The 25,066-nt window shown below is 64.1% G+C and carries 27 protein-coding genes and 1 other RNA gene; 8 read left to right on the forward strand and 20 right to left on the reverse strand.

All coding sequences use genetic code 11. From position 1 onward, the window contains the following. Positions 1 to 138: 138 nt before the first annotated feature. Positions 139 to 1,602, forward strand: a complete 1,464-nt coding sequence (locus OHL12_RS00470) for a DEAD/DEAH box helicase (protein ID WP_263411880.1) — start codon at positions 139 to 141, stop codon at positions 1,600 to 1,602. A gap of 66 nt (positions 1,603 to 1,668) precedes the next feature. Here OHL12_RS00470 and OHL12_RS00475 read toward each other — a convergent pair whose 3' ends face one another. The 3 genes from OHL12_RS00475 to OHL12_RS00485 are packed head-to-tail and all read right to left on the reverse strand — an operon-like array spanning position 1,669 to position 4,739. Next, positions 1,669 to 3,021, reverse strand: coding sequence for an amidohydrolase family protein (locus tag OHL12_RS00475; protein ID WP_263411881.1), 1,353 nt, complete (start codon positions 3,019 to 3,021; stop codon positions 1,669 to 1,671). A gap of 35 nt (positions 3,022 to 3,056) precedes the next feature. Continuing rightward, positions 3,057 to 3,572, reverse strand: a complete 516-nt coding sequence (locus OHL12_RS00480) for a glycosyl-4,4'-diaponeurosporenoate acyltransferase CrtO family protein (protein WP_263411882.1) — start codon at positions 3,570 to 3,572, stop codon at positions 3,057 to 3,059. Between the two features lie 57 nt (positions 3,573 to 3,629). After that, positions 3,630 to 4,739: a hypothetical protein gene (locus tag OHL12_RS00485; RefSeq protein WP_263411883.1), complete on the reverse strand. Its 1,110-nt coding sequence runs from the start codon at positions 4,737 to 4,739 to the stop codon at positions 3,630 to 3,632. 97 nt (positions 4,740 to 4,836) lie between these two features. On the opposite strand from OHL12_RS00485, the gene pgi reads away from it, so the two are divergent. The 4 genes from pgi (at position 4,837) to OHL12_RS00505 (ending at position 7,948) form a co-directional block, all read left to right on the forward strand. Further along, the gene (gene pgi / locus OHL12_RS00490; protein ID WP_263411884.1) at positions 4,837 to 6,468 is read left to right on the forward strand and encodes a glucose-6-phosphate isomerase; all 1,632 of its coding nucleotides are present in this window, start codon (positions 4,837 to 4,839) and stop codon (positions 6,466 to 6,468) included. Positions 6,469 to 6,485: 17 nt separating this feature from the next. Next, on the forward strand, positions 6,486 to 6,821 hold the full coding sequence (locus OHL12_RS00495) for a YbjQ family protein (RefSeq protein WP_263411885.1): 336 nt from the start codon (positions 6,486 to 6,488) through the stop codon (positions 6,819 to 6,821). 17 nt (positions 6,822 to 6,838) lie between these two features. Further along, a complete protein-coding gene (locus OHL12_RS00500; RefSeq protein WP_263411886.1) occupies positions 6,839 to 7,222 on the forward strand; it encodes a VOC family protein in 384 nt (127 codons plus the stop codon). Between the two features lie 72 nt (positions 7,223 to 7,294). After that, positions 7,295 to 7,948: a thymidine kinase gene (locus OHL12_RS00505; RefSeq protein WP_263411887.1), complete on the forward strand. Its 654-nt coding sequence runs from the start codon at positions 7,295 to 7,297 to the stop codon at positions 7,946 to 7,948. 32 nt (positions 7,949 to 7,980) lie between these two features. On the opposite strand, the gene OHL12_RS00510 is transcribed toward OHL12_RS00505, so the two are convergent. From OHL12_RS00510 to OHL12_RS00580, 15 genes are all read right to left on the reverse strand, one after another. Further along, the gene (locus tag OHL12_RS00510; RefSeq protein WP_263411888.1) at positions 7,981 to 8,655 is read right to left on the reverse strand and encodes a riboflavin synthase; all 675 of its coding nucleotides are present in this window, start codon (positions 8,653 to 8,655) and stop codon (positions 7,981 to 7,983) included. Between the two features lie 23 nt (positions 8,656 to 8,678). After that, positions 8,679 to 9,923 (reverse strand): bifunctional diaminohydroxyphosphoribosylaminopyrimidine deaminase/5-amino-6-(5-phosphoribosylamino)uracil reductase RibD, encoded by a 1,245-nt coding sequence (ribD, locus tag OHL12_RS00515; protein WP_263411889.1) that lies wholly within the window; start codon positions 9,921 to 9,923, stop codon positions 8,679 to 8,681. A gap of 51 nt (positions 9,924 to 9,974) precedes the next feature. Further along, on the reverse strand, positions 9,975 to 10,400 hold the full coding sequence (locus OHL12_RS00520) for a YidB family protein (protein WP_263411890.1): 426 nt from the start codon (positions 10,398 to 10,400) through the stop codon (positions 9,975 to 9,977). A gap of 83 nt (positions 10,401 to 10,483) precedes the next feature. After that, a complete protein-coding gene (locus OHL12_RS00525) occupies positions 10,484 to 11,023 on the reverse strand; it encodes a DUF4337 domain-containing protein (RefSeq protein ID WP_263411891.1) in 540 nt (179 codons plus the stop codon). 14 nt (positions 11,024 to 11,037) lie between these two features. After that, the gene (gene ftsY / locus OHL12_RS00530) at positions 11,038 to 12,453 is read right to left on the reverse strand and encodes a signal recognition particle-docking protein FtsY (RefSeq protein ID WP_317889786.1); all 1,416 of its coding nucleotides are present in this window, start codon (positions 12,451 to 12,453) and stop codon (positions 11,038 to 11,040) included. Positions 12,454 to 12,520: 67 nt separating this feature from the next. Further along, positions 12,521 to 13,513 (reverse strand): NAD(P)H-dependent glycerol-3-phosphate dehydrogenase, encoded by a 993-nt coding sequence (locus OHL12_RS00535; protein ID WP_263411892.1) that lies wholly within the window; start codon positions 13,511 to 13,513, stop codon positions 12,521 to 12,523. Positions 13,514 to 13,540: 27 nt separating this feature from the next. Beyond that, positions 13,541 to 14,185: a glycerol-3-phosphate 1-O-acyltransferase PlsY gene (gene plsY, locus OHL12_RS00540; RefSeq protein WP_263411893.1), complete on the reverse strand. Its 645-nt coding sequence runs from the start codon at positions 14,183 to 14,185 to the stop codon at positions 13,541 to 13,543. Positions 14,186 to 14,257: 72 nt separating this feature from the next. Beyond that, positions 14,258 to 15,502 (reverse strand): competence/damage-inducible protein A, encoded by a 1,245-nt coding sequence (locus OHL12_RS00545; protein ID WP_263411894.1) that lies wholly within the window; start codon positions 15,500 to 15,502, stop codon positions 14,258 to 14,260. A gap of 11 nt (positions 15,503 to 15,513) precedes the next feature. Continuing rightward, positions 15,514 to 16,554, reverse strand: a complete 1,041-nt coding sequence (locus OHL12_RS00550) for a Vgb family protein (RefSeq protein ID WP_263411895.1) — start codon at positions 16,552 to 16,554, stop codon at positions 15,514 to 15,516. Between the two features lie 32 nt (positions 16,555 to 16,586). Further along, positions 16,587 to 17,024, reverse strand: coding sequence for a DoxX family protein (locus OHL12_RS00555; protein WP_263411896.1), 438 nt, complete (start codon positions 17,022 to 17,024; stop codon positions 16,587 to 16,589). Further along, a complete protein-coding gene (locus OHL12_RS00560; RefSeq protein WP_263411897.1) occupies positions 17,021 to 17,479 on the reverse strand; it encodes a DoxX family protein in 459 nt (152 codons plus the stop codon). The genes OHL12_RS00555 and OHL12_RS00560 overlap by 4 nt, the downstream gene beginning before the upstream one ends. A gap of 28 nt (positions 17,480 to 17,507) precedes the next feature. Further along, positions 17,508 to 18,104 carry a phosphatidylglycerophosphatase A family protein gene (locus OHL12_RS00565; protein WP_263411898.1) on the reverse strand — a complete coding sequence of 199 codons (597 nt, stop codon included), beginning with the start codon at positions 18,102 to 18,104 and terminating at the stop codon, positions 17,508 to 17,510. Positions 18,105 to 18,153: 49 nt separating this feature from the next. Then, positions 18,154 to 18,378 carry a DNA gyrase inhibitor YacG gene (locus OHL12_RS00570; RefSeq protein ID WP_263411899.1) on the reverse strand — a complete coding sequence of 75 codons (225 nt, stop codon included), beginning with the start codon at positions 18,376 to 18,378 and terminating at the stop codon, positions 18,154 to 18,156. 15 nt (positions 18,379 to 18,393) lie between these two features. Further along, positions 18,394 to 18,831 (reverse strand): DUF4760 domain-containing protein, encoded by a 438-nt coding sequence (locus tag OHL12_RS00575; RefSeq protein ID WP_263411900.1) that lies wholly within the window; start codon positions 18,829 to 18,831, stop codon positions 18,394 to 18,396. A 19-nt stretch (positions 18,832 to 18,850) separates the two neighbouring features. Then, positions 18,851 to 20,578: a MiaB/RimO family radical SAM methylthiotransferase gene (locus tag OHL12_RS00580; RefSeq protein WP_263411901.1), complete on the reverse strand. Its 1,728-nt coding sequence runs from the start codon at positions 20,576 to 20,578 to the stop codon at positions 18,851 to 18,853. Between the two features lie 87 nt (positions 20,579 to 20,665). Between OHL12_RS00580 and ffs the strand changes: the two genes are divergently transcribed. Next, positions 20,666 to 20,763: signal recognition particle sRNA small type (ffs, locus tag OHL12_RS00585), an RNA gene on the forward strand. Positions 20,764 to 20,934: 171 nt separating this feature from the next. Then, on the forward strand, positions 20,935 to 21,951 hold the full coding sequence (locus tag OHL12_RS00590; RefSeq protein ID WP_263411902.1) for a beta-ketoacyl-ACP synthase III: 1,017 nt from the start codon (positions 20,935 to 20,937) through the stop codon (positions 21,949 to 21,951). A 42-nt stretch (positions 21,952 to 21,993) separates the two neighbouring features. Here the strand turns inward: OHL12_RS00590 and OHL12_RS00595 are convergent, their stop codons facing one another. Both OHL12_RS00595 and OHL12_RS00600 read right to left on the reverse strand, forming a co-directional pair. Beyond that, on the reverse strand, positions 21,994 to 22,668 hold the full coding sequence (locus OHL12_RS00595) for a YqaA family protein (RefSeq protein WP_263411903.1): 675 nt from the start codon (positions 22,666 to 22,668) through the stop codon (positions 21,994 to 21,996). Positions 22,669 to 22,722: 54 nt separating this feature from the next. Next, the gene (locus OHL12_RS00600; protein ID WP_263411904.1) at positions 22,723 to 23,592 is read right to left on the reverse strand and encodes a menaquinone biosynthesis protein; all 870 of its coding nucleotides are present in this window, start codon (positions 23,590 to 23,592) and stop codon (positions 22,723 to 22,725) included. 110 nt (positions 23,593 to 23,702) lie between these two features. On the opposite strand from OHL12_RS00600, the gene dprA reads away from it, so the two are divergent. After that, a complete protein-coding gene (gene dprA, locus OHL12_RS00605; protein ID WP_263411905.1) occupies positions 23,703 to 24,893 on the forward strand; it encodes a DNA-processing protein DprA in 1,191 nt (396 codons plus the stop codon). The last annotated feature ends 173 nt before the right edge of the window (positions 24,894 to 25,066 follow it).

Here is a 25,066-nt window from a genome sequence, read left to right on the forward strand (position 1 = left end):
AGCTGAAACCAAGATTGGTAAATCCATGGAGCCCAAGCCCCGGCCATAGGGGCCCACCGGCACCGCTGCATTCCTGTACCGATTGGCTGTGAGCGCCGCACTGAGCCGGCGCTCCGCATACCGAATAGAAAGCGATTCTTGACCTCTACATTTGCTGCAACACTGGATAACACCCTCGACACCACCTTTGAAGACCAGATCGAAACCGTCGCGCTGCCCAAGCCGGCGAACACCATCCCCGATGGCCTGACGTTCGACTCCTTCGACATCTCAGACAAATTGAAGGCTCGCCTGAAGCAGGCTGGCTTTGTGACGCCGACGCCCGTGCAGGCGAAGGCAATTCAGCCCGCGCTGGAAGGCTATGACGTGCTAGCCACGGCTGCGACGGGTACCGGTAAAACGCTCAGCTTCCTCGTTCCCATGATCGACATCATGGATTCCACGCCGATGGTTGCTGCGCCGACGCAGAACCAGAAGGGCAAACGCCGCTCTGGATCGCCTGTGCGTGCGCTGATCCTGCTGCCCACGCGCGAACTGGCGATGCAGGTACTCGATCAATACAGCAAGATCGTCTCCAGCGCTAAGAGTGACTCGGTGCTGGTGTGCGGCGGCCTTTCGGAGCACTCGCAGTTGGAGCAGCTTCGCCGCGGACCGCGCCTGGTCGTCGCCACACCCGGACGCCTTGAGGATTACCTGAAGCGCGGCGAGATTGACCTGCGCGACGTGGAGATGCTGGTGCTGGACGAAGTGGACCGCATGCTCGACATGGGCTTCCTGCCGTCCATCCGCCGCATCGTGGCCGCACTGCCGCGTGACCGCCAGACCATGTGCTACTCCGCTACGCTCGACGCGAACATCGCCGAGGTGGTGCGCGAGTACGTGTACAAGCCGGTGCGCGTGGAGATTGGCACGACCAGCAAGCCGAATGAGCGCGTAGAGCTGCGTGCGTACGTCGTCATGCAGGATCAGAAGCTGGCGCTGCTGGACAAGATGCTGGGCGAGGATGAGGGCACGTACCTGGTCTTCAGCCGCACCAAGCATGGCGCGGACCGCATTAGCCGCAAGTTGGAGAAGCTGGGCCACCAGGTCTCCACCATTCACGGCGACCGTTCGCAGTCGCAGCGTACGGCAGCGTTGAAGGCGTTTGCCACGGGCAAGAGCCGCATCCTGGTCGCAACGGACGTGGCCGCGCGCGGCATCGATATCTCGCACATTGCGCACGTGGTGAACTACGACCTGCCGGGACAGAGCGAAGACTTCGTCCACCGCATCGGCCGCACCGGCCGCGCGGAAAAGACTGGCATCTCGACGACCTTTGTCATGCCGCAGGAGAAGGCCGACGCTCGCAAGATGGAGCGCGACCTGAAGATGACCTTCGACTGGCGCGTGGTAGAAGGCGAACTGCAGAAGGAGGAGCGCAACGCTCCTGTCGACCTGACCAAGGTGGACAACCTGATGCAGCTGGAGTCGCGTTCCTGGAAGGGCGGACAGGAAGGTGCGTCGCAAGAGTCTGCACCTTCGCACCACCGTCGCCGTAGCAGCAGCGGCAGTGGTGGCTCGCGCAGCGGTCGCAGTGGGCGCGGACGCCGCCGCTCGGCTTAGACCTGGTACCTCGCTGAATCGGAATGGCACGGCTTTGGCCGTGCCATTCGCTTTTGCGTGTCGATCTCAACGTGGCTCGAACGAGGTGACCGGACCGCTAACCTGCTTGCCGTTGTGCCACACGGCGCGGATGGTTTGTGTGTTGTCAATGTCCTGGCTCGGGTCCGCGTCGAGCACCAGCAGGTCGGCTCGCTTGCCGGGTGCGATGATGCCACGGTCGGTCAGCTTCATCTCTGCCGCGGCGTTCTTGGTCGCCAGTGTGATTGCCTGCATGGGCGAGAGGCCGGCTTCCACGCTCAGGTGCAATTCGCGATGCTCGGCGAAGCCGGGAATGCGTTCGGTGTTTGCGCCGGAGTCGGTGCCGAAGCCGACGTTCACACCCGCGTCCACGAGCCGTTTCAGGTTGGCCTTGTTCTGCGCGAGGGCGGCTTTGGATTGCTCGACGGTTTGAGTGTTGCCGTTGACCTTGTCCCTCCACGCCGGGTCAGTGAAGTGAGCGGCCAGACCGGGTGAGACCGCGTGCTGGAAGAAGGGCGTGTCCATGATGGCCGGGTGCTGCGCCCACAAATAGGTGGCCTCATCCAGGTCAAGCGTGGCGATGTACCAAGTGCCGTGCTGCTTCAGCAGCGCGATGAACTCGTCGTCGACAGGGGTGTCGCGAACGCCATGGGCGAGGATGTCGATGCCGTCACGAACGAGCTGCTTCGCGTCGGCTTGGTAGAAGACGTGCGCCGCCACACGCACGTTGTACCTGTGCGCTTCGTCGATCACCGCTCCGTAGATGGCGGGGCTCATCTTGGTGGGCATGGTGCCGTGAAAATCATCGACCCAGACCTTGATCAGGTCAGTATGGCGCGCGACCATCTCGCGGACAGCAGCGCGTGCCTCCTCAGGCGTAGCCGGTCGATAGGGTCCGGGCTGCGCAGGCGTGGGCGGAGCTCCGTTCGGCACGCCGATGCCACGATCGGCACCGAAGAAATCGGCGCCGGGCAGGGTGCCTGTGTGGGCTTCGGCTCGCATGGGGTAAAAGACAGTCGGGTCGTTCAGGCCAAGCGAGACAATCGTGTCAACGCCATACGCTTGCCATTGCGCAAGCTGGTTCAGCAGGTTTTCGCGCGTGTAAAGGCCGGCTCCGCCCTTGCCGTCCTGGATCTGACCCAGGTGCGAGTGGTCGCTGATGATGGAGGGCATCACCGTCTTGCCGGAGAGGTCGACGATCGTTGCCCCGGCAGGCAGCTTCGCCGGGTTGATGGCGGCGATGTTGCGGCCGCGCAAGACGAGGGTGGCGTCAGCCATAGGCGTGCCGCCGTTGCCGTCGATGAGGCGCGCGTGCTGCAACACAGTCGTGGTCGCCTCAGGCATTTGTGCGCAGGCGAACGACGCGGCGAGTGCAAGCGGAAGCAGGGAAGCGAGTCGCATGCGTGGTTGGATGCGCGCTGCCTCAGCCTCGCAAATCAGTGTCGCAGCAAGGGTTTGATTCGCAGGCGCAGGTATTGCTGAAGCCAGATCGGGTAGATGTTGTAGACCAAGTTTGCCGCGGTCAGGACGACGGCCCACGCGACCAGCATATGCAAGAGCGCAACCGCGGAACACAGGGCGTAGAAGACGCCGAGCCCAAGGTGAAAGCGTTCTCTCATCCACGAATCGCGCATGAGCCCTTGGAGCGTGGCGCGAGTGTGCCGCGGGTTTGCGGCCGCGCCGCTGGAGAGACGCTTGAGCCACGGCGCGTCCTGGGTGAAGCGGACCAGCAGAGGAACGCGTAGGCGGCGATACAGCAGAGGATTCGCGCTGAGTTGAAGACGCCTCAGTATCGCGCGCGGAACGATGGAGGCCAGGATGCCCGCGATCAGGAAGAGGACGAGCTGGGCCGCTCCTGTGTGCTTGGCGCAAAAGGTATAAACGGGCAGGACAAAGAGCGCTGTCCACACAGCGCTGACAAGTAGGTTCAGGCTCTGCCGTCGTCCACTCATTGCGGGTTAGGGCCAGAGTAGATGGTGGAGCGGTGCGCCGGCTACGTGCTCGTGACTTCAGGCGAAGAGGGCCGTCTGCGAACTTTCAGTCACCTGCAACTCCGGGCCGAAGCCCAGCATTGCGACGAAGGGGTTCCAGAGGGCAACCGGCAGCGCGCCTCCGCTGGCCTGATCGTGCCCGCCCCCGAAGGTGCCGTCAGCGCCCTCTGGCGTGTGGTTGCGCAGGAACTGCACCAGGTTGACGCCCTTAGGCGCGCGGCCGGCAAAGTGGACGAAGCCGGGGCGGAAGCCAACGTTCACGCCAAAGATGACCGCTTTCGGAAACCGAGGCCGCCAGATTTGCGCAACCAGCGGATGCACTTGGCAAGGTGTGTCGATGCGCACCATGATGATGTCGGCGCCGAGTTCTTCGGTCCACTTGGTGGAGAACCTTGGCGGAGCTTTGCGGGCAACTGCGAGCGCCTCGCTCACCTCCGCCTTTGCGGTCTTCAGAGCGTCCAGAGCGGGGTCGTTGCTCTTCAAGATCTGCTTGGGCGAGGCGCCTCGCAGCAGCAGTTCCAGAGCTTCGGTGGCATCGCCTTCTGCAGTACGACGCGGAGCGTTGAGCAGCGCCGTCAGGTCTTTCAGAGCGGTAGCCCCAAAGCGCGCTTTGCTCTCCGCAAGATCGTCGAACGGCGCTTTGTCGCCGAGGTCGGAAAGCAGCGAGATGCCGGCCAGCCACTGCAGTTCGTTCGCCAGGTCGGGTGCAATGGCCTGGGCGCACCATAGTGCCAGCAGGCCGCTGGTAGCCGTGGGCTCGGTGCCGTAACTGGTCAGCAGCGTCGCTCCCGGAGGTGTGCCGAACGGCGCATGGTGGTCGATGAGCAGCGTTGGGATGCCCGGCAGCAACTCGTCGGGCCGCGCGCCCAGGTCGACCAGCAGCAGTGCCTGCGGATTGCGTTGCTTGAGACGGGCGTGCACTTCGGGCATCCAGGCGTTTTCAAATTTCTTCCGCGTCTCCGCGGTCACGCGCGTGTAGCCATCCGCATGCAGGGAACGCACCAGAAGCGCTGCGGCGGGCAGGCCGTCGGCGTCGGCGTCAGTCAGGATGTGGATGTCGGTGCTCTTGCCGTTCGGCAGATCATCTAAGAACTGGGTAAAGATGCTGCCGGCTTCGTTGCGGTCCATGGTTCATCGGATGCAGCGAGGCGCGGGCGTATCGTAGACGTGATCACCAGACTTTTCAGCGGCAGAACAAATTCGCACGGCAAGAGGGAGTAGGACGATGGCAGCACCGGGTACGGCACCGCAGCGGCACGAGGCATGGATTGCGCTGGAGAAGCATCACGCAGAGATCGGCAAGCAGGAATTGAAGCAGATGTTTGCTGAGGACCCGAGCCGCGGCACGCGCTACACGGCCGAGGCGGAAGGCATTCTGCTGGACTACTCCAAGAACCGCATCAACGACGAAACGCTGAAGCTGCTCTTCGCCCTGGCTGAGTCTGCGGGCCTGAAGCAGGCAACGGAAGCGATGTTCACCGGGCAGAAGATCAACACGACCGAGAACCGCGCCGTGCTGCACGTGGCCCTGCGCGCGCCCAAGGAGGAGAAGATCCTGGTCGACGGCGAAGACGTGGTGCCCGGCGTGCACAAGGTGCTCGACAAAATGAGCGCCTTCAGTGACAAGGTGCGCAGCGGCGAGTGGAAGGGCCTGACCGGCAAGCGCATTAAGAACGTGATCAACATCGGTATTGGTGGTTCTGACCTGGGTCCGGTGATGGCGTACGAGGCGCTGAAGCACTACTCGCAGCGCGACCTGGAGTTCCGCTTTGTCTCGAACGTGGATGGCACAGATCTTGTCGAGGCGGTACACGGCCTGAACGCCGACGAGACGCTGTTTCTGGTTGCGTCGAAGACCTTCACCACGCTGGAGACCATGACGAATGCGCACTCCGCGCGCGACTGGTTCTTGGCGAACGGCGGCACAGAAGATGGCATCGCCAAGCACTTCGTCGCGATGAGCACGAACGCGAAGGAAGTGGCGAAGTTCGGCATCGATACCGAGAACATGTTCGAGTTTTCGGACTGGGTCGGCGGCCGCTACTCCATGGACTCGGCGATCGGCCTGTCGACGATGATCGCGATCGGGCCGCAGAACTTCCGCGACATGCTCGCCGGCTTCCACGCCATGGACGTGCACTTCCGCACGGCTCCGCTGGAGAAGAACCTGCCGGTGCTGTTGGCTCTGCTGACGGTCTGGTACACCGATCATTTCGACGCGCAGACGATCGCGATTCTGCCGTATGAGCAATACCTGAAGCGCTTCCCGGCGTACCTGCAGCAGTTGACCATGGAGTCCAACGGCAAGCACGTGACGCTGGAAGGCAAGCACGTGCACACGCAGACCGGCCCGATCTACTGGGGCGAGCCAGGTACCAACGGCCAGCACTCGTTCTACCAATTGATCCACCAGGGAACGCGCCTGATCCCGTGCGACTTCATCGGCTTCTACAAGTCGCTAAACCCACTTGGCCGTCACCATGACATGCTGATCGCCAACGTATTTGCGCAGGCGGAGGCGCTCGCTTTCGGCAAGACGGCCGACGAAGTCCGCGCGGAAGGTACGAAGGAAGATCTCGTGCCGCATCGCGTGTTCGAGGGCAATCGTCCGTCGAACACGATCCTTGCCGACGAACTAACGCCTGCCATGCTGGGCAAGCTGGTCGCGCTGTATGAGCACAACGTGTTCACTCAGGGTGTGATCTGGAACATCAACAGCTTTGACCAGTGGGGTGTGGAACTGGGCAAGGTGCTGGCGACCAGGATCCTGGGCGAGCTGGAGAACAGCGGTACACCCGACCTGAAACACGACAGCTCGACCAATCACCTGATCGAGCTGTATCGCCAGAAAAAGTAAGCCGAACAGGAGAGAACATGCCGGTGAATCCTGCACTGGTGACCACAGCACTTGAACTGCCCGGGTTCCGCATCGTGCGGAGCCTGGGCGTCGTGCGCGGCATCGTGGTGCGCTCACGCTCGGTCTTCGGGAGCATCGGTGCCAGCTTTCAGACGCTGGTCGGTGGCGACATCACCATCTACACCGAGCTCTGTGAGAAGACGCGGGCCGATGCGTTCGCTCGCATGAGCGAGCACGCCGCGCAGATCGGCGCCAATGCCGTGATCAGCTTCCGCTATGACGCGAACGAGATCATGCAGGGCGTCACGGAAGTTCTGGCGTACGGAACCGCAGTCGTAGTAGAAAGTCTGTAATCCACAGAGGTGCAGCAATGGCGCGTGTTACAGGCATTGGCGGTGTGTTCCTGCGTGCAAAGGATCCGAAGTCGCTTCGGCAGTGGTATGCCGATCATCTCGGCATCCACTTAGAGTCATACGGCGGTGCCAAGCTGAAGTGGTCCGATGAAGTTCCCGCTGGCACTGGCGCGACGGCATGGTCGACGTTCCCGGAGAACACGGACTACTTCGGCGAGCACACGCAGCAGGTGATGATCAACTATCGCGTCGACGACATCGAGGGCATTCTGTTCAACCTGAAAACCGCGGGCGCAACGATCGATCCGAAGCGCATGGACGAGGGTTTCGGAAAGTTTGCATGGGCGACCGACCCTGAGGGGAATCGGTTTGAACTGTGGCAGCCGGTAGCTAAGGGTTAGCTAGGCGACCCAAGGCGAGTGCGCCTGCCCGACCTACGCGTGTTCCACACCGCTCGCGGGTACGATACATCCATGCACCAGGTCTCATCGGTCGCCGGCGAGGGCGCGGCGATTCATCCCGGCGTGTTGGAAGTGATCACCGGGCCCATGTTTTCCGGCAAGAGCGAGGAGCTGATCCGGCGCTTGAAGCGGGCCAAGATCGCTCGGCAGCGCGTCGCTTGCTACAAGCCGGACATCGACCTGCGCTACCATCGCACGGCCATCGCTTCGCACTCGGAGCAGACGATGGAAGCCGCCGTGGTGACGCCCAACAGCGAACGCCTGCGCGAAGCGCTGTTTGCGACGGACCTAGTCTCGCAGGTAGATGTGGTCGGCCTGGACGAGGCGCAGTTTTTCGATGACGGCATTCAGCCGCTGGCGCTGGAACTGGTGGCGCTGGGAAAGCGCGTCATCCTCGCCGGCCTGGACACCACGTTCGCCAACGAGCCGTTCGGCCCGGTGCCCGCACTGATGGCGTTGGCGGATCGCGTCACCAAGCTGAACGCCGTGTGCATGGTGTGCGGGCAACCGGCCATTCACACCCAGCGCCTGGGCAGGAGCACGGAGTTGGTCGTGGTGGGCGCAGCGGGCATGTATGAGGCGCGATGCCGCGCGCACTTTCAACCGTACGTGGAGCCGGCGGCCGAGCAACTGGAGCTGCCCGAAGCGGTACTGGCAACCACTTAGGTTCCGCGTGCGCGAGGGCTCCGCGCTGGGGATCAGAAGCCCGCAGCGATCAAGGATTCTTCAGTGATCTGCGACTGCGGGTGGCGTTCCAGGCGGGCACGCTGTTCGGCGTACTTCGCGAGCACATCGGCCTCCAGGTTCATTTCGTCGCCGGAGTCCAACGTGTGCAGGTTTGTCGCGGCGTAGGTGTGCGGAATGATCGCGATCGTCACGGTGGCTTCGCCAGCCGGCTGGTGCGCGACGGACGCGACTGTAAGCGAGATGCCCTCTACCGTGATCGAGCCTTTTTCAACGACGTAGCGCGCGACAGCGGGCGGCGCGGTAAGCTCGAGCACCCAGTCGCTCTCGCCGCTAGCGGCGGCAGCCACGGCCGTGAGCGAGCGCAAGTGACCCACGCCGTCTACGTGGCCCTGCACCACGTGGCCGCCCAGCGGTGTGCCGGCCGGCGTGGGCAGCTCCAGGTTCACGGCCGTGCCCGGCTGCAGACGCGACAGCGAGGTGCGCGCGATGGTCTCCTTCGCCAGGTCTGCTTCGAAGGCCTGGGGTGTGATGGCGAGCGCCGTGAGGCAGACGCCAGAGACGGCGATAGAGTCGCCCTCAGCCAGGCGCGCTGCAAGCGTGGGCGCCGCCACCCGGATGCGCATCGCACCGGTGCGCTCCTCAACCCATTCCACGCGGCCAAGCTCCGCGATCAATCCTGTAAACATAGCTCTATCGTAAGCCGCCCAGGTCAGGCCGCCGACAGCGGGGTGAGCACGAAGTTTTCCGCCCAGGGGTCATGCAGCGTGCCCCGCACGCAGGCGTCCACACCACGCGCGCCGCCAGTCGTCTCATGCACGAAGTCACTGCGGTCGATGTTCTGCAGGCGTTCGATCAGGGCGAAAGGGTTGTTGGCGTCGTTGGCGAAGGGGATCGATGCTGCGCCGAGCTCGACCTCCGCAAAGAAGAGCACAACCTTATCGACCAGCCCGGCGTTGAGGAACGATGAGTTGAGGCCCGGTCCTGCTTCCAGCAGCACGGAGAGGATATCCATCTCGCCCAGCCGCTTGAGCACCGCGCGCAGATCGAGTTCCGGCCGATGCGCTTCCGGGCGGCTGTCGGCGGCGTGCGTGTTGCTGCTGGCGCGCTCCTCGGGCATCAGCAAGGGCAGCGACTCTACACGAACTCCGCGCGCCCGCAGGGCACGCTGCCGGTCAAAGGGGGCGGTGGGAGCGCAGATGATCAGCAGATCGTCTATGGCGCTTTCCACCAGGCGCGAGCTGAGCGGCGTGCGGCATTGAGAATCAAGCACAACGCGCAACAGGCGTCGCCGTCGCGGAAGATTGCTGCGGTCCGAGAGGATGGGGTCGTCCGCCAGCACCGTTCCCACGCCGGTGAGGATGGCGTCGCTGCTGTGGCGAAAGCGATGCACCTCTTCGCGCGCGGCCGTGCCGGTAAGCCAGAACGGTGCGTTGGCTGCGCACTGCACAGGCAGAGGAGCAAGCCGGCCGTCCACGCTGAGCGCCGACTTGAGTGTGACCAGCGGCATGCCGGTGAGGATGTGCCGGGCGTACGCGTCGTTCATCGCGCGCGCTTCGGCTTGCAGCAGACCGTCTTCGGCGAGGATGCCGGCGTTCGCGATGCGAGCCATGCCTTGGCCGGCGACCAGCGGATTGGGATCGAGCGTGGCGGCGATCACGCGAGCCACGCCCGCGTCGATCAGCGCGTTGGCGCACGGGCCGGTGCGGCCGAAGTGTGAGCAGGGCTCCAACGTGACGTAGGCGGTTGCACCACGTGCCTGCTCACCAGCCTGCTTCAGTGCGACGACTTCGGCGTGGTCGCGCAGATCGTAGCGGTGAGCGCCTTCGCCCACGATCACATTGCCATGCGCCAGCACGCAGCCTACCTGGGGGTTGGGCGAGGTAAGGCCCAACGTCCCCTTCGCAAGCTCAAGGGCTCGCTGCATGTGGGCGGTATCGGTGGCGGTAAACGGCATCGTTGCCCCGTTTGGATGCGGCAACGATGCCAACCGCTTCCGCAGCTCTGCCTAGATGATTCGTCCGAGGATGTTCTGCAGAACGCCGCCCGATTCCGGCTGCGGCCCCGTCTGCTGACCCTGCTGATCGACATGGCCGTTTGAGAAATAGTGGTGGATCAGCATTGGCACCGCAACCGCCAAGCCCATTTTGACCACGGTCGGGGACAGGCCGGTACGCTGTGCGATGTTCTCGATCAGGCCTGTGCCGCCCAAACCCTGCTCGATCTGACTGGGAGCAGCGGGCGCGGTCTGGCCGTTTGACCACTGTTGGATCAGACCACCCAATCCGTTCTGCTGGAACGACTGCATCACGCCGCCCACACCGCCGGGATGGTTCTGCAGTTCCTCCATCAGGCCACCGGTGACGGTCGCTTTCTCGCCCTGTTCGCCGCCAGCGTTCCCCATCATCGACGTGACCATGTCCATCAAGCCCATACTTGCCCTCCTGGTTCCGCAGATGAGAGGGCGGTCAGCGATATTTCCGTTGCGTGTTGTCGGCTATTGTCGCGCGCGAAACCTCAATGCGCCAAGAGGCCTGCAGCGCCATACCCTAGACCCACCAGCCCAATCGCAAGGGCAACCAGCCAGTAGATGCGCTGCCGCGTAAGCAGCGTGATGGACGCCAGCACGACCCCAATCTGCAGCAGGGCTTCGCCCGCGTCATAGCGGCTGGCGCGGTGTTCCTCGGCTTCCACCTGCATTTCCAGCGCGTGGGCGCGGTGCTCGGATTCCGACAGGTCGCTGTCCCACTTGGAGGTGTGCTGACGGAAGTCCGCAATCTGTTTCTCGGCTGCGGCGTCGCCCGGCTTCAACACCTGCAACAGGCTGATCGTTGTTGCGATGTTGGACTGCCGGATCTTCTTGGCCTGGTACAGGTTCCACTCGTCCGAAGCGCGGGACTGGTTCAGCACCGCAGCAGTGTGGGCGCGATGGCTGAGTACCGTGACCAGCGCGACCAGCACGGCCAGAACGCTGATGGAAAACGACACGGCCATCATGTGCGTTTCGGAGGCCTTCTCCTGCTGCTCCATGAACTCCGAGATCTCGCTGGCTTCCATGGCGACTCCTTCGATCAACCCAGGAGGGATGTGAGGAAATTGTCGCTATTGAAGGGCAGGATGTCTTCCATTTTTTCGCCCACGCCGACGAACACCACGGGCAACTTCAATTCGCGAGCGATCGCCAGGACCACGCCGCCCTTGGCCGTGCCGTCCAGCTTCGTGAGCACGATGCCGGAGACGCGCGCCGATTCCAGGAATAGCCGCGCCTGCTGCAGGCCGTTCTGACCGGTGGTCGCGTCCATCACGAGAAAGGTCTGGTGCGGTGCGCCGGGCACCAGCTTTTCGGCGGTGCGCCGCATCTTGTCCAGCTCGGCCATCAGGCCAGCCTTGTTGTGCAGACGGCCGGCCGTGTCCACGATGACGATGTCGACGCCGCGCGCCTTGCCTGCGGTAAGCGCGTCGTACAGCGCGGCGCTCGGATCGCCACCCTGCCGGGTCTTGATTACGTCCACGTTCGAACGCTTTGCCCACACCTCAAGCTGCTCGATTGCGGCCGCGCGGAACGTGTCAGCAGCGCACAGCAGGGCGCGGCGGCCATGGGTGCCGTAGAGCGCTGCCAGCTTGCCGCTGGTGGTGGTCTTGCCGGTGCCGTTCACGCCCACCATCATGATCACCTCGGGCGCCTGTGCCGGATGGTCGGTGGGCTGCTGCACCGAATCGAGAATGCGCTGCAACTCTTCGCGCAGCAGGCCTTTCAACTCCGCGGCGTCCGCCTTTTCGCGCAGGGCGCGGGCACGCAGGTTCCCGATGACCTCGTTGGTCGTGGTTACGCCCAGGTCGGCCGTCAGAAGGACGGCTTCCAGCTCTTCGAGCGTATCTTCGTCGACGGTGCGGCCCAGCGCGAGAACCGAATCGAGCGAGGTGGACAGCGACTCGCGCGTGCGCGATGCCGCCGTGCGCATGCGGTCCAGGAAGCTCGCATCCTCCTCCTCGGCCGAGGCGTAGCCGCCGAAGGAGAAGTTGGTCGTCATGGGGCGCAGGCCGAACTCGTTTGCCTGCACGGTGGAGCTGGGTGACGCGACTCGGGCTGGCGGGACTGGCGGAGTCACCGCGACGTGGATCGTGGGCTGTTCCGGCCGGCGGGCGTCGTCATGAACGGTCAGCGGCTCTTCTGGCGCCTCAAACGTCTGCGGCTCAGAGGCGGACCCGGCCAGAGCAAACGCATCGACACCCGGTGTTTCGATGCCTTCCACCTCGGCAAGCTCGGCCGATGTCTCCGGGGCGGCAAAGGCGTCCTCAGGCGTGGCACCCAACGGCACCGGCGCTGGGATCTTTGCGGGTGGGCTTATCGGCTCCGGACGTGTGGCTTCGGCGCGCTCCGGCTCGGGCACGGTCGCCGGTTCACCCGTGACGGCTTGCCGAACGCGTTGAAAGAAACTGGGCTTCTTCGGGCGATCTTCGTCCCGGCCAAACAGGGAAAGCGGCATCGACCCTAGTGTACGGCGACCAGCTTACGATGGCGGACTTCGCCCGCCGTCGCGGGTCTTCGGCGGCTTACTCGCCGCGTCCGGGACGTGTCATCAGCGTGCGGATGGCATCGCGCGGGCTCAGGCCCTCGTAGAGAATGGCGTACATGTGATCGGTGATCGGCATCTCCACGCCATGCCGGGCAGCCAAGCCACGTGCGGCACCGGTGCAGCGGACCCCTTCGGCCACTTTGCCATTCAGCGATGCGATGATGTCGTCGAGCTTGCGGCCGCGACCCAGCTCCACACCGACCGTGCGGTTGCGCGAGAGCGAACCGGTGCAGGTGAGCACCAGGTCGCCGTAGCCGGCGAGGCCAGCCATGGTCTCCGGGCGAGCGCCGCAGGCAACCGCGAGCCGCGTGATCTCTGCCATGCCGCGCGTAATCAGCGCCGCGGCGGCGTTAGATCCGAGTTCGAGGCCGGCGACCACTCCCGCGGCCAGCGCGATCACATTCTTCAAAGCGCCACCCAACTCCACGCCGACCACGTCGTCATTGGTGTACACGCGCAACGATTCGGAGGAAAAGTCATTCTGCAGCGAACGCGCCACCTCTGCGTCGACGCAGGCGAGCGTTGCGGTGGTAGGCAGCGCGGCTGCGACCTCCTTGGCAAAGGAGGGTCCGCCGAGCACGGCAAAGCGCACGGGCGAAGCGGCGGCAACGACCTCGCTCATCCTGCGATGCGTGCCGTCCTCGATGCCCTTGGAGGCGGACACGTACACGTGGCGATCCGAAAGGTGCGGAGCGAGCGCGCGGATCGTCTCGGGCAAATTGACCGAGGGTGTGACGCTCAGCAGGATGTCCGCGCGGCCGGGTAGAGAGATGAGGTCGTTCGTGATGTGCAGATCGCTTTGCAGGGCAAAGCCCGGCAGGTAGCGCGTGTTCTCGCGGGTGCGCTCCATCTCCGCGGCATGATCGGGCGAGTGCGCCCAGAGCGTAACTTCGTGGCGGCCCTGGCGTGCCAGCGAGAGCGCCAGCGCGGTTCCCCACGCGCCTGCGCCGATCACAGCGATTCTGCTCACAACATCTCTCCTATATTGGCGTGGTGGCTAGGGCAGCGTTGCCGCGCTCTTCTGACCGAACTTTGATTCGGTTCCTGCGCGCAGCCGCTGAATGTTTCCGCTGTGCTTCCAGATAACCAGCAGGGCAATCGCGATGTAGCAAAGGTCGACGATGATCCGGTGCCGTCCGTCGAAGCACACCGCGAGAATCGCAAGCACCGCGGCACCGATGATGGAGCCCAGCGACACGTAACGGGTGGTGACAACAACACCGGCAAACACCAGCACTGCGACAAGCGTAACGAACGGCATGAGCGCGAGAAACACACCCAGCGCTGTTGCCACGCCCTTGCCTCCGCGAAAGCCAAGCCACACCGGAAACATGTGTCCAAGCACGGCGAAAAGTCCGGCAAGCGCGGCGACATCGTAGCCGTGCGGAAACGCACCGTAGTGCAGGGCGAGCCGCTGCGCGATGTACACCGCAAGCCAGCCTTTCAGGGCATCGAGCACCAGCGTTGCGATCCCGAGACCCTTGGCACCGGAGCGCGCCACGTTGGTCGCTCCGATGTTGCCCGAGCCGGTGGCGCGGATGTCTTCGCCGCGAAACGTGCGTACCAGAATGTACCCGAACGGGATGGACCCGAGCAGGTATGCAATGCCAAGGCTCAGAACGATAAAGATCGTGTCGTTCATAACGGCTCTGAGTCTAGCAGTCAGCCTTGAAGCCTGATGCTCCGTGGGTGTTGAGTCGGCGAGTCCCGCGCACTACAGCAGGTGTTTGCGCAAGAGCATCAGCGCGTACTGCGAGGCAAACCAGCGCACGCGCTCACGGTCTCCACTCAGGTTTAGGGTCAGGCACTCGGTGCGTTCCGCATCGGCCAGCGCCACGTACACCAGCCCAACAGGCTTGGTTTCCGTTGCGCCACCGGGTCCGGCAATGCCGGTAATGCCGATGCCGTACGCGGCGGTGGTGCGCCGCCGAATGCCTTCGGCGAGCGCTCGCGCGACCTCTTCGCTCACGGCGCCGTGCTCGTGAATCGTCTCTGCCGGCACATCCGCCAGCGCCGTCTTCATTGCATTCGCGTAGACGATGGCGCCACCCAAGAATGAGCCAGAGGAACCTGTGACCGAGGTGAGACGTTGGCCCAGCAGACCGCCCGTGCAGCTTTCCGCAACGGCGAGAGTGAGGCCCCGCTCAGCCAGTGTGTGGAGCACCACCTCTTCAGGGCTTTCATCGTTCTCGCTGAAAACGACGTCGCCCATCTCCTGCGCGCAGCGGCTCTGCACCTCGCGCACGCGTGCCTCTGCCTCGGCCAGCGTCGGTTTGCTGCACTGGAAGTGAAGCTGGATCTCGCCCTGTGTGCTCAGGATGGTCGTCTGCACGTCAGGGTACTGCTGGTAGATAGGTGCGGTGCGCGCATCCACCTCGCTCTCCGGCACCACGGCCATGCGCAGGCTGGCGATAGCGATATGAACCTGTGGCACCACGGCGCGCAGGCGCTGCTCAACCTGGTCGGTGTACAACGCGGTCAATTCCTTTGGCGGACCGGGCAGCAAAACGAGGAAGCGACGCTTGTCTTCGAAAGTCGTGTCGATCCACTGGCCGGGCGCGGTGCCGTTTGCGTTCGGCAGCACTTCAGCGCCGTCGATCACGTCGGCCTGCTTCAGGTTGTTCTCGCGGATCTCGATGCCGCGCTTGCGGAAGCGTTCGCGAAGACTCTCAATGATGGACGCGTCGCGCGTCATGCCCACGCCCAGAACCGCGGCCACTGCTTCGCGCGTCAAGTCATCCTCAGTGGGACCGAGACCTCCGGAGAACAAGACAATGTCCGCCCGGCGCAGCGCGATGCGCGCCGCATCGGTCAACTGCTGCAGGTCGTCGCCGAGGATGGTCTTGAACGCGACCGCGACGCCCAGCTTGTTCAACTCCGCGGTGAGTGCAAGCGAGTTGGTGTCGACGCGATACGGGGTCAGCATTTCGCTGCCCACAGCGATAATCTCAGCAATCATGCGCGTATTCCTTAGCCCAGCAAGCGTCCCGTTACGCCCATCTCCACGTGGTACAGGGTGTTGGTCGTGGCGAGCACGGCGGCGCCGTCATCCAGAAAAGCCAGGCCAACCAGGCCGCTGCCGCTGACCGCGAGCGAGATCTCGCGGCGCGGGGTGATGCGGTGAATGCCGCGCTCGCCGCGGTGCGAAGCGGCAACATAGACGTTGCCGTCGCGGTCGACGGCCAAGCCCTGCGGACGGCCCAGTCCACGGAACCAGATGGTGACTTCGCCGTCAGGAGAAATGGCGTGGATCACCTCGTTCGAGCTAGTGGTGGGACCGGTGACAAAAAGTGTGCCGGCGTCGTTGAAGGCCAGGTGGTACGCAGAGACGGACGGCTCCAGGGTTGCAAAGACAAAGACGTTGCCGCCGCTGTTGATCTTGAAGATGGTTCCGCTGCGATCGCCGACGTACAGGTTGCCCTCGGCGTCGAACGCCAGGCCGGTGGCCACCCCCATGCCTTCGGCCCACTGGGTCATGCTGCCGCTGGGCGAGATGCGATACACCGTGCCTTCTGCGCGCGACGAACAGTAGAGATAGCCGTCCGGGCCAAAGGCGAGGCCGCTCGCGTTCGTCAGATCCCGCACAAACGGCCGCTGCTGAAAGTCGCGGTCGAGACGGAAGATGGATACCGGAACGGCTTGGCCGCGGGTGCCGCTGAACGTGGCGTAGACATTGCCATCCATGTCGACGGCGGGATTGGTAATGGGGTGCAGCGTGTCGCTGATGGGAACCGCGATCTGCACCGGCAGAGCATTAGACACGTGATCGCCGGACCGCAGGGTCAGGTCACCAGGGATGGCGCCCTCCGGAACACGAAGCGAAACCAGGCTGTTGCTGCAGAAAGTGAACGGAAACGCGGTCTCGCCGATGCGTGCGTCGATGGGCAGCGTTGCTGCCAGGCGCACGCCACGAACGTCAAGAATGCCGCCCGGCATGGCTGCCGGTGGTGTGACGGTGTCCAGGTGCGGAGCCTGGGTGTCCGCCTGTCGAAACTGATCCAGCAATGACATCTCTTTCAGGGTAACTCCGGCCGCAAGTCCGCTTACCGCGCGCGCCAGGCCGGACGCCAGAGTACAAGATCAACTGCGTACCGGTCGTGGCTGAGGAACGCCAGCAACGCAGCGTACACCAGGGCATAGATGAGCTGCAGCCCAGCGCTCTCCCAATCCTGCCGCAGCGTGGAACCAAAGGTGAGTGCCACCAGCATTGCTCCGCCGGCGAGCAGCGCTGGCAGACGGAAGAGGCCGACCAGGATGAGCAAGCCCACGGCAGCCTCGGCCCACGGCAGTGTCAATGCAAAGGCGCGCACCAGCACCGTGGGCAGGATCGTATTTTGAAAGCCGTGGACCAGTGTGGCGGCGAACACACCAGGCCCGGCGATGATGCGGCTGATGCCGTGAAACGCCATGTTGACGCCCAACATGACCCGCAGCAGGACGTAAGCCCAGGAGCGATTTCGCTGGTCCTCACTCACCGTCACCGGGAGGCCTCCCCGGACCGGGAAGCATCGCCGCTCCGCAGAGCGCCGGTCGCCCACAGCGCCCATGCAATCAGCACCGGCTGGCCGAAGAGGCGAAGGAAGCGCTTGGTGTCGGTGTTCAGGCCGAAAGCATTGCGGTGGTATTGCCACTGGGCGATATTGCCGGGAAAGATCGCGACAAAGAACGCGGCCGCGGCCCAGCCCACGGGCACTCGCGTCTTCCTCGACTTCGCGAGAAGCAACGAGGCTGCCAGCAAGAGCTCCGCCGGGCCAGACAGCGCAACCACCTGGTCTTCAGTGAGTGGGATCCCCGGTGGTACCTGTGCGTGAAACGGCTTGCGAAGAAAGGTAAGGTGACCTGTTCCGGTGAAGCCAAGGATGGCGCCCAGCAGCCGTTGCGCGCTCAGCGACCCTTCGGACGAACGCGGTTCGAGTTGGATCGATGCATCGTTCATGCGGAGATAGGATGTGCGCCGCTTCGCGCTAGTGGTGGCGGTAGAGCCACGCCAATTGCAGCAACATGCCCACGACCAGGGCATAGCCTCCGGCGGCCAGGTCGTCTACGACGATGCCGGTGCCCTCCGGCAGCTTTTCCAGGGCGCGCACCGGCGGTGGCTTCAGAATGTCGAAAATGCGAAAGAGCAGGAGGCCGAGCAAGGTAAGTGGCACGGTGGGCGCGCTGAAGACCAGCGCAAGCCACTGGCCGGCGACCTCGTCGATGACGACGATCTGCGGGTCCTTGCGTCCGCTCTCCCGGGCCACGCGCGTGGCGGCGGGAATGCCTACAGCCGTTGCGGCAGCCGCCATCCCCAGGGTGACCAGCGGGATGGCAGGCGCAGGCATGCGCCTCATGACCAGGAACCAGACCAACGCAGCCGCCACGGAACCATACGTGCCCGGGCCGGGACGCCCCATGCCGCAGCCGAAGAACGTGCCGGCGATCCAGGCCCAGCGCGTGCGTTTCACGCCGGGCAGGTGGCCCGCGGCGAAGACAGCCTCGTTCACCAGGCGATCATGCGCGGCGTCCGGAATGCTGGCGGCCTCGCCGGGTCGGCTCCATCGTGAGATCAATCGGGGCATCTGCCGCTATGGGATGCGCCTCGAGCCGAACACGGTGTGAAAAAGTACGCTACGACTCGTCGTCGTTTCGCAAGCGGCCACTTTCAAGACCTTCGAGCAAGTCCGGGTCGAGGATCGGCGACGAGATGCGATAGTCGCCGCTGGCCCACTTGCCCAAATCCAGCAGGCGGCACCGGTCGCTGCAGAAGGGGAAGTCCTCTGACCCAACCGCCGCGGGCTTGCGGCAGGTCGGGCAGGGGATCGTCTTCACCGGATTGGATGAGTTCGCTTCCATGTGTTTCCTAAAGTGCTAGGCCTTCGCGGCGTTCGCAGCAGCAAGCTCCGCGGAGCGGGCGATCGCCTTCTTGCGGTTCTCCACGCGCTTCTGTGCGGACTCTGTCTTCGCGATCAGCTTCGCGGTCTGCGGCATGAAGTCCACGCCGGTCGCCTGCTTATATAGTTCGTAGAACTTCGTGTAGACGGCGATCACTTCCATGTTCGCGTCGAAGTACAGCTCGGCATCCAGCGCGCCGTGCAAGCACAGGGTCGATGCCATCTCCCAGTAGGTGACAGTCTGACGCCACCACGCGTTCTCCTGCGACCCCATACCGCGCTGCACGGCCAACAGGTCGGCTTCGCTCTTTGGGTTGAAGTCCATCACGACGAATTTACGAGCGTCCCGCATTACAGGTTCGCGGCGCATCTCGTATAGCTTCAAAATCAGTTCCGCGTCGGCGGTCGTTGCCATGGGTGTTCCTACTCCACTCTTATTCGACGATGCGGGCGACCACATCGTAGTCATGCGCTTCGGTGATCTCCGCGCGGTAAAACGTGCCGGGGACCAGTTGCTCGTGGTCGCCGAAGTCGTTGATCAGAACGTGGCCGTCGATCTCGGGCGCCTGCTGCATGGTGCGCGCCTTCCACAGGAGCTCGGTCTCTTCCGACGGGCCTTCGACTAGAATTTCAACGACACGACCCACCTGGGCAGCACGCGCCTTGGCGCTTATTTTGAGCTGCGTGCGCATCAGCCGGCGACGGCGTGCTTCGATGGTGCGCTTCGGAACCTTCTCGCCAAGATCGAACGCCGCCGCGCCCTCTTCATCGGAATAGCTGAAGACGCCGAGCCAATCGATCTTCGCGGCCTTGATGAAGTCCTCGAGCGCGGCGAACTCCTCGTCCGTCTCGCCGGGGAAGCCGACGATGAAGCTGGTGCGGATCGCAATATCCGGAACGATGCTGCGGGCCTTCTCGAGCATGCGCAGGAAGATGGCACCGGAGCCGCCGCGCTTCATGCGTTTCAGCGTCAGCGCGGAGGCGTGCTGCAGCGGCACGTCCAGGTACTTGGCAATGTTGTCGTGCGCCGCGATCGTCTCAAGCAGGCGAGTCGTGATCTTGTTCGGGTACGCGTAGAGGAACCGCAGCCAGTGAATGCGGCCGATGCCCGGCACTTCCAGCGTGGCCAGCGCCTCCAGCAGCATCGCCAGACCGTCCTTCATGCCCAGGTCTTCGCCGTAGCAGGTGGTGTCCTGGCCGATGAGCGTGATCTCGCGCACGCCCTGGCGCAGCAGGTTCTCGGCCTCGTTCACGATGGACGAGATGCGGCGTGAGCGGAACTTGCCGCGCAGTTGCGGGATGATGCAAAAGCCGCACGGATGATCGCAGCCTTCGGCGATCTTGATGTAAGCGGAGGCGCGCGGCGTGGTGAGGATGCGCGGCGTCTCGTCGCTGTACAGGTAGCTGGGCAGTGCTGCGGTGGCCCCATCCCAGGCTTCGCGGCTGAACCGGCCGTTGCGCTCCCGCAGGTCGCCTTCCGGGCGCGAGGTCTGCTCAGGCACGTCCATCTGCGAATGCTTGCGGACGGCCGACGAGGCGCGGTCGATCAGCGACGACTCAGCGAGGGTAGCGGCGGAGAGATTGCCCTGCGAGGCTTCCACTTCGAGCGCAGCAGCACCGCCGAGTTCCAGATGAACATGGTCATGCACGGGCGCGTTCACCGCCGACTCGCCATGAGCAAGCTGTTGCGGAGTCGGGTTGCCGTTGACCGGCGTCTCCGAGGCAGGCGAGGCGTTCAGGATGTTGAATGGCGAAGGTGCAGCGCTGGCCGGCTGCATGCCGGCGGCGGCAAGAATCGCGTCCAGTTCGCCGGTACCGAGGACCGCATCGACATCCGGAATGTTCTTCCGAATCTCGTCGCGGTAGCGCTCCACCAGGCAGCCGGCGACGATCAGCTTTTGCGCGCGTCCGCCATTGGCTTCCTTGTGGTTCGCCATCTCCAGGATGGTGTTGACGCTCTCCTGCTTGGCCGAATCGATAAACGAGCAGGTGTTGACGACGATGATGTCGGCGTCTTCCGCGCGCGGCGTGAGCTCCGCACCCGCATGGTGCAGCAGGCCCATCATCACTTCGCTGTCCACCAGGTTCTTGGGGCAGCCCAGGGAGACGAAGCCGATGCGCGGACGCGTCGTCGCACCCGGGGCGTCCACGGGCGGGTTCATCGGCTCTGCTGCCTGTTGTGGCGCGAGAATCTGGTCGGTCGGCACATCAACCAGTTTACCGCGAAACCGATGGTAAACTGACACACGAGCCGGGTCCCACGCGACTTACTCTCACGAACCCCGCCAGGCCCGGAAGGGAGCAACGGTAGTGAGCTCTTGAGTGCGCAGTGGGTCACCCGGTTCTTTTTGCGTTTAGCCGCACGATTCTTCACGGGCCCGCAGCCACGTGTCACCCGCAAGGTACGTCCGGAAGGCGAGATGCTGAACGCCTGACTCGCTGAGTTGCTCCTGTCGGCAGTATCCTCAACAGGTGTGTTCGTGTGCCAGGAAAGGCGCGCGCCGGAGAGGGAAGACACTTGGACCTGCAGTTGAAGCCGCGCGTTGCGCGCCGCGCCAAGATCTCATCGGTTGGAACGTACGTTCCGCCCAAGGTGTTGACCAACGCCGACCTGGAAAGAATGGTCGACACCAACAACAACTGGATCGTGGAGCGGACCGGCATCCGGGAGCGTCACATTGCGGACCCTGGCACACCCACCAGCGTGCTGGCCACCGCCGCGGCAAGGGAATGTCTCCAACGTCGTGGCGCGGACCCGAGCGAGATTGGCTGCATTGTCGTCGGCACCGTTACGCCCGACATGCTGTTTCCCGCCACAGCCTGCCTGGTGCAGAACAACCTCGGCGCACACAACACCTGGGGCTTCGATCTTTCAGCGGCCTGCTCGGCATTCACCTACTCGTTGCAGGTGGGCGCAAAGCTGGTGGAGTCCGGCGCGCATGACAAGGTGCTGGTCATTGGCGCCGACACGATGAGTTCCATCACCGACTACACGGACCGCTCCACCTGCATCCTCTTCGGCGACGGCGCGGGTTGTGTGCTGCTGGAACCCTGCGAAGACGGCGAGGTCGGCTTGGTCGACTTCTGGCACGAGATCGACGGCTCGGGCGGCGACTCACTGTGCATGCCGGCGGGCGGATCCCTGCACCCGACCTCAGTGCAGACCGTTGAGTCCAAAATGCATTACATCAAGCAGGACGGCTCCACGGTCTACAAGTTCGCGGTGCGCAAGATGCAGGAAGCGACCGAGCGCATGCTGGAGCGCAACGGCATCGGCGTCGGAGACGTGAAGCTGCTGGTGCCGCACCAGGCAAACCTCCGCATCATCGAGGCCACGGCAGAGCGGCTAGGCATGAAGCCCGAGCAGGTGCTGATCAACATCGATCGCTATGGCAACACGGTCGGCGCCACCATTCCGCTGGGCATGGGCACGGCCGTGGAAGAGGGCCGGCTGCAGAAGGGTGACCTGGTGCTGCTGGCCAGCGTAGGTGCGGGCTTTACGGTTGGCGCAACGCTGCTGCGCTGGGAGTTCTAGCGCGAGCGGTTCACGCTTGTGGCAAAGCTGAGCAGAACTTCGTTAGGCGGGCGCGGCGCTAGCCGCTGTGCGGTTGCCGCGCGCCTGCCGCAGCTTGACTATTGCATACACGATCGCAAAGATCACCGATCCCCACACCACCACCAGCAGGATCCAACCGTACTGGTCGGCAAGCCGGCGGTACACGGGCAAGATGGCGCGGCCGTAGTGAACGCCGAGCCATGCGAAAAAGGCGTGGCGCAGGAACCGACTAATGACGAAGCTGGGGTAGAACTTGCGACGCGGCATGCGCAGGGCGCCGGCCGCGATCAGGAACGGCATCAACGGCGCGGGCGGCGGCAGAATGGCCGGTACGGCGACGGACGAGATGGCGTGCTCCTCAGACCAGTGAGTCATGCGAGTGCGAAATCGCTTCGGCACCATGCGGTCCATCAGCGCCATGCCGCCGACCTTGCCCGTTTGATAGCTGGCGAAGCCTCCTACGGCGGAGCCCAGGGTCGCGATGACGGTGGCCAGCAGCCAGCCGTGTTCCTGCGCCGCAAACAGCGTGACCAGGATGTCGGACGAGCCCGGAATGGGCAGCGGTATGGGCGAACTATCGATGGCCGAAACCAGGAACAGCCCCAGCGGCCCCAGCCGCATAAAGTAGCCGAGCAGGCCATGTTTCTTGCCTGCGGCGGCGAAGAGTACGGAGAAGATGGGGGGCAGGGAACGCATGTATCCGTTCTGACGCAAAGGACGGCTACCGAGTCGCGCCGCGTCCCAGTATGGCTACCGCGAAAGCAAGGGAAGCGTGTATGCCGGTAAAACGCCGGTGCTGGCCGCTAGTGTGTAAAAGCGATGGATCGCGTCCAGGCAGGCGCTATTCAGGTCGTAGCGGATGTTCGCGGTGAGATAGGTGCGGATGGTTGCCGGCGGTACCGCGATGCGCTCCCCCCATTCGCGGACAAGATCGTCCACGTGCGCGAGGCCCGCATCGCGCGATGCCAGCAGGTCGTCCGCAAGTTGGGCCGCGCTGGTGGCTGCGGTGCGAAGCGCCTCTGTGCGTACAGCCCACACTGCCGCCACCCAGGGTAGGCCGGTGCAGTCGTGCCACCACGAAGCGACGTCGATCCATGTGCAATCGGCAAAGGCACCGTCGCGGTCGCGCGCTTCGACCGCCAACAGTGCGGGATCGCCGATCAGCAGCGCGGCATCATGCGTCGCCAACATGGCGGGCAAGTCGGCCGTCTCGGTCGCTACGGTGGGAGCGGCCTTGTGAAAGCTGCGCAGAAGGACCTGTACATAAGCGACCGACGAGCGGGAAGCCGCGTCCGCAGCCAGCGTTTGGATCGTGCCCAGCGTAACGCCGGGACGCAGCACAAGCTGGATGGAGCGAACCTGCCGGAGCGATGCGATGGTGCAGCCCGGGACCGCGGCCACGCCCGGCAGAAAGGGCATCGCTCCGATAGGAACCAGGCCCAAGTCGGCCTCGCCCGTGCTTAGCTGCTGCGCGCACAGGGCCGGTGAGGTGTAGCGCACGTCATAGCGCGCCGCCAACTGTTCGCGCGCGGGCGAGTGTTCAAAGTGATAGAGCAGCGGCGCTGGATTCAGGAAGTCGATGGCTGCGACACGGAGACGGGCTGGTTCCTGAAGCGGCACTCGCTATTGGATGTTCGCAGGGCCTACCCGGCTTCGGGGATGCACCGCTGCCGCGTTGCTGATGTATAAACGAGGCCACCCACAGCAAAGGCGCGAGGCGACATACAAGGATGACGGTGTTGGCAGAGGTAAACGGCTCGCGCTCTGTAACGGAGCAGGATCGGCTGGCCTGGCTGGCCCTGGCGATGACGCCCGGCATGGGCGCAACCCGAACGCTGCGCGCCATGTCCCGGACAGAGACACCTGCCGATGTCCTCCGCATGCCGCTTACCGAGCTGGAAGCGCTGGGCATGCCTGCCAGCTCTGCGCAATTTGTGCATGATGGCAAGGCTCTGGCGGCGGCCGAGGCCGAGATGCAGCGCGTTGCGGAGCAGGGCGCCGGCATTCTGACGCATGACTGCGACGAATACCCGCAACGTCTGCGCGAGATCTACGATCCACCGCCGGTGCTCTGGTTTCGGGGCGAGACCGCTCTGCTCAGCTTGCCCGGAATCGCCGTCGTCGGCACACGCCACCCGTCCCCCTATGGTGCAGGCATGGCGCAGATGCTTTCGCGTGACCTGGCATCGCGCGGCATGGTGATCCTGAGCGGCATGGCACGCGGTATTGACACAGAGGCGCACAAGGGCGCGCTGGAGGCCAAGGGCAAGACCGTCGCGGTGTGGGGCACCGGCATCGACGTGATCTATCCCAAGGAAAACAAACGCCTGGCAGAACAGATTCTGGCGAACGGCGGTTGCCTGCTCAGCGAGTTCCCGACCGGCACCTTTCCCGCGCCCCAGAACTTTCCGTTGCGGAACCGCGTCCTGAGCGGCATGAGTGTGGGCGTCCTGGTGGTTGAGGCGGCGGAGCATAGCGGCACGCGCATCACGGCTCGTTGTGCCATGGAGCAGAACCGCGATGTGTATGCCGTGCCCGGGAACGTGACCAACAAGAACTCCTGGGGTCCCAACACCCTCATCAAACAGGGCGCGAAGCTGACCGCCACCTGGGAAGACATCTGGGAAGATTTGCCGAGCCAGGTGCGTATCGACCTAGAGGACAGGCTCAGCGGCTCCGGGATGGGGGCTGCATCGCGAGGTGGTGGTGCCGCATCCTTATTTGCTGAGCAGGAGATGCCGCCGACCGAGCGGCTGGTCTACTCTCACCTGCGCGCCGACGAGGCGGTGCAGATGGACGAGCTCATCGAGCGACTGGAAGGCGAGCTGCCCTCGGCGGAAATATTCACAGCCTTGTTCGAACTGGAGCTGGCGGGCCGCATTCGCCAGATGCCGGGAAAGAAGTACGTCCGGACCTTTTAGCTAAGTAGTTGAAGAATGAGGCGCTAAGGGGATGTGCGGAACCGGGCAGGGTCGAACCGCCCGCTGAGCCACGAATCGTTTTGGCACCGGCGGGAGTCCAAGGGGCAAACGTGACGCGGCGATTCGTTCGTGTTAGCGTCTCAGCGAGACAGACGGACGTGACCTCTCGCGAC

The sequence above is a fragment of the Terriglobus aquaticus genome, assembly GCF_025685415.1.
Taxonomy (GTDB): Bacteria; Acidobacteriota; Terriglobia; order Terriglobales; family Acidobacteriaceae; genus Terriglobus; species Terriglobus aquaticus.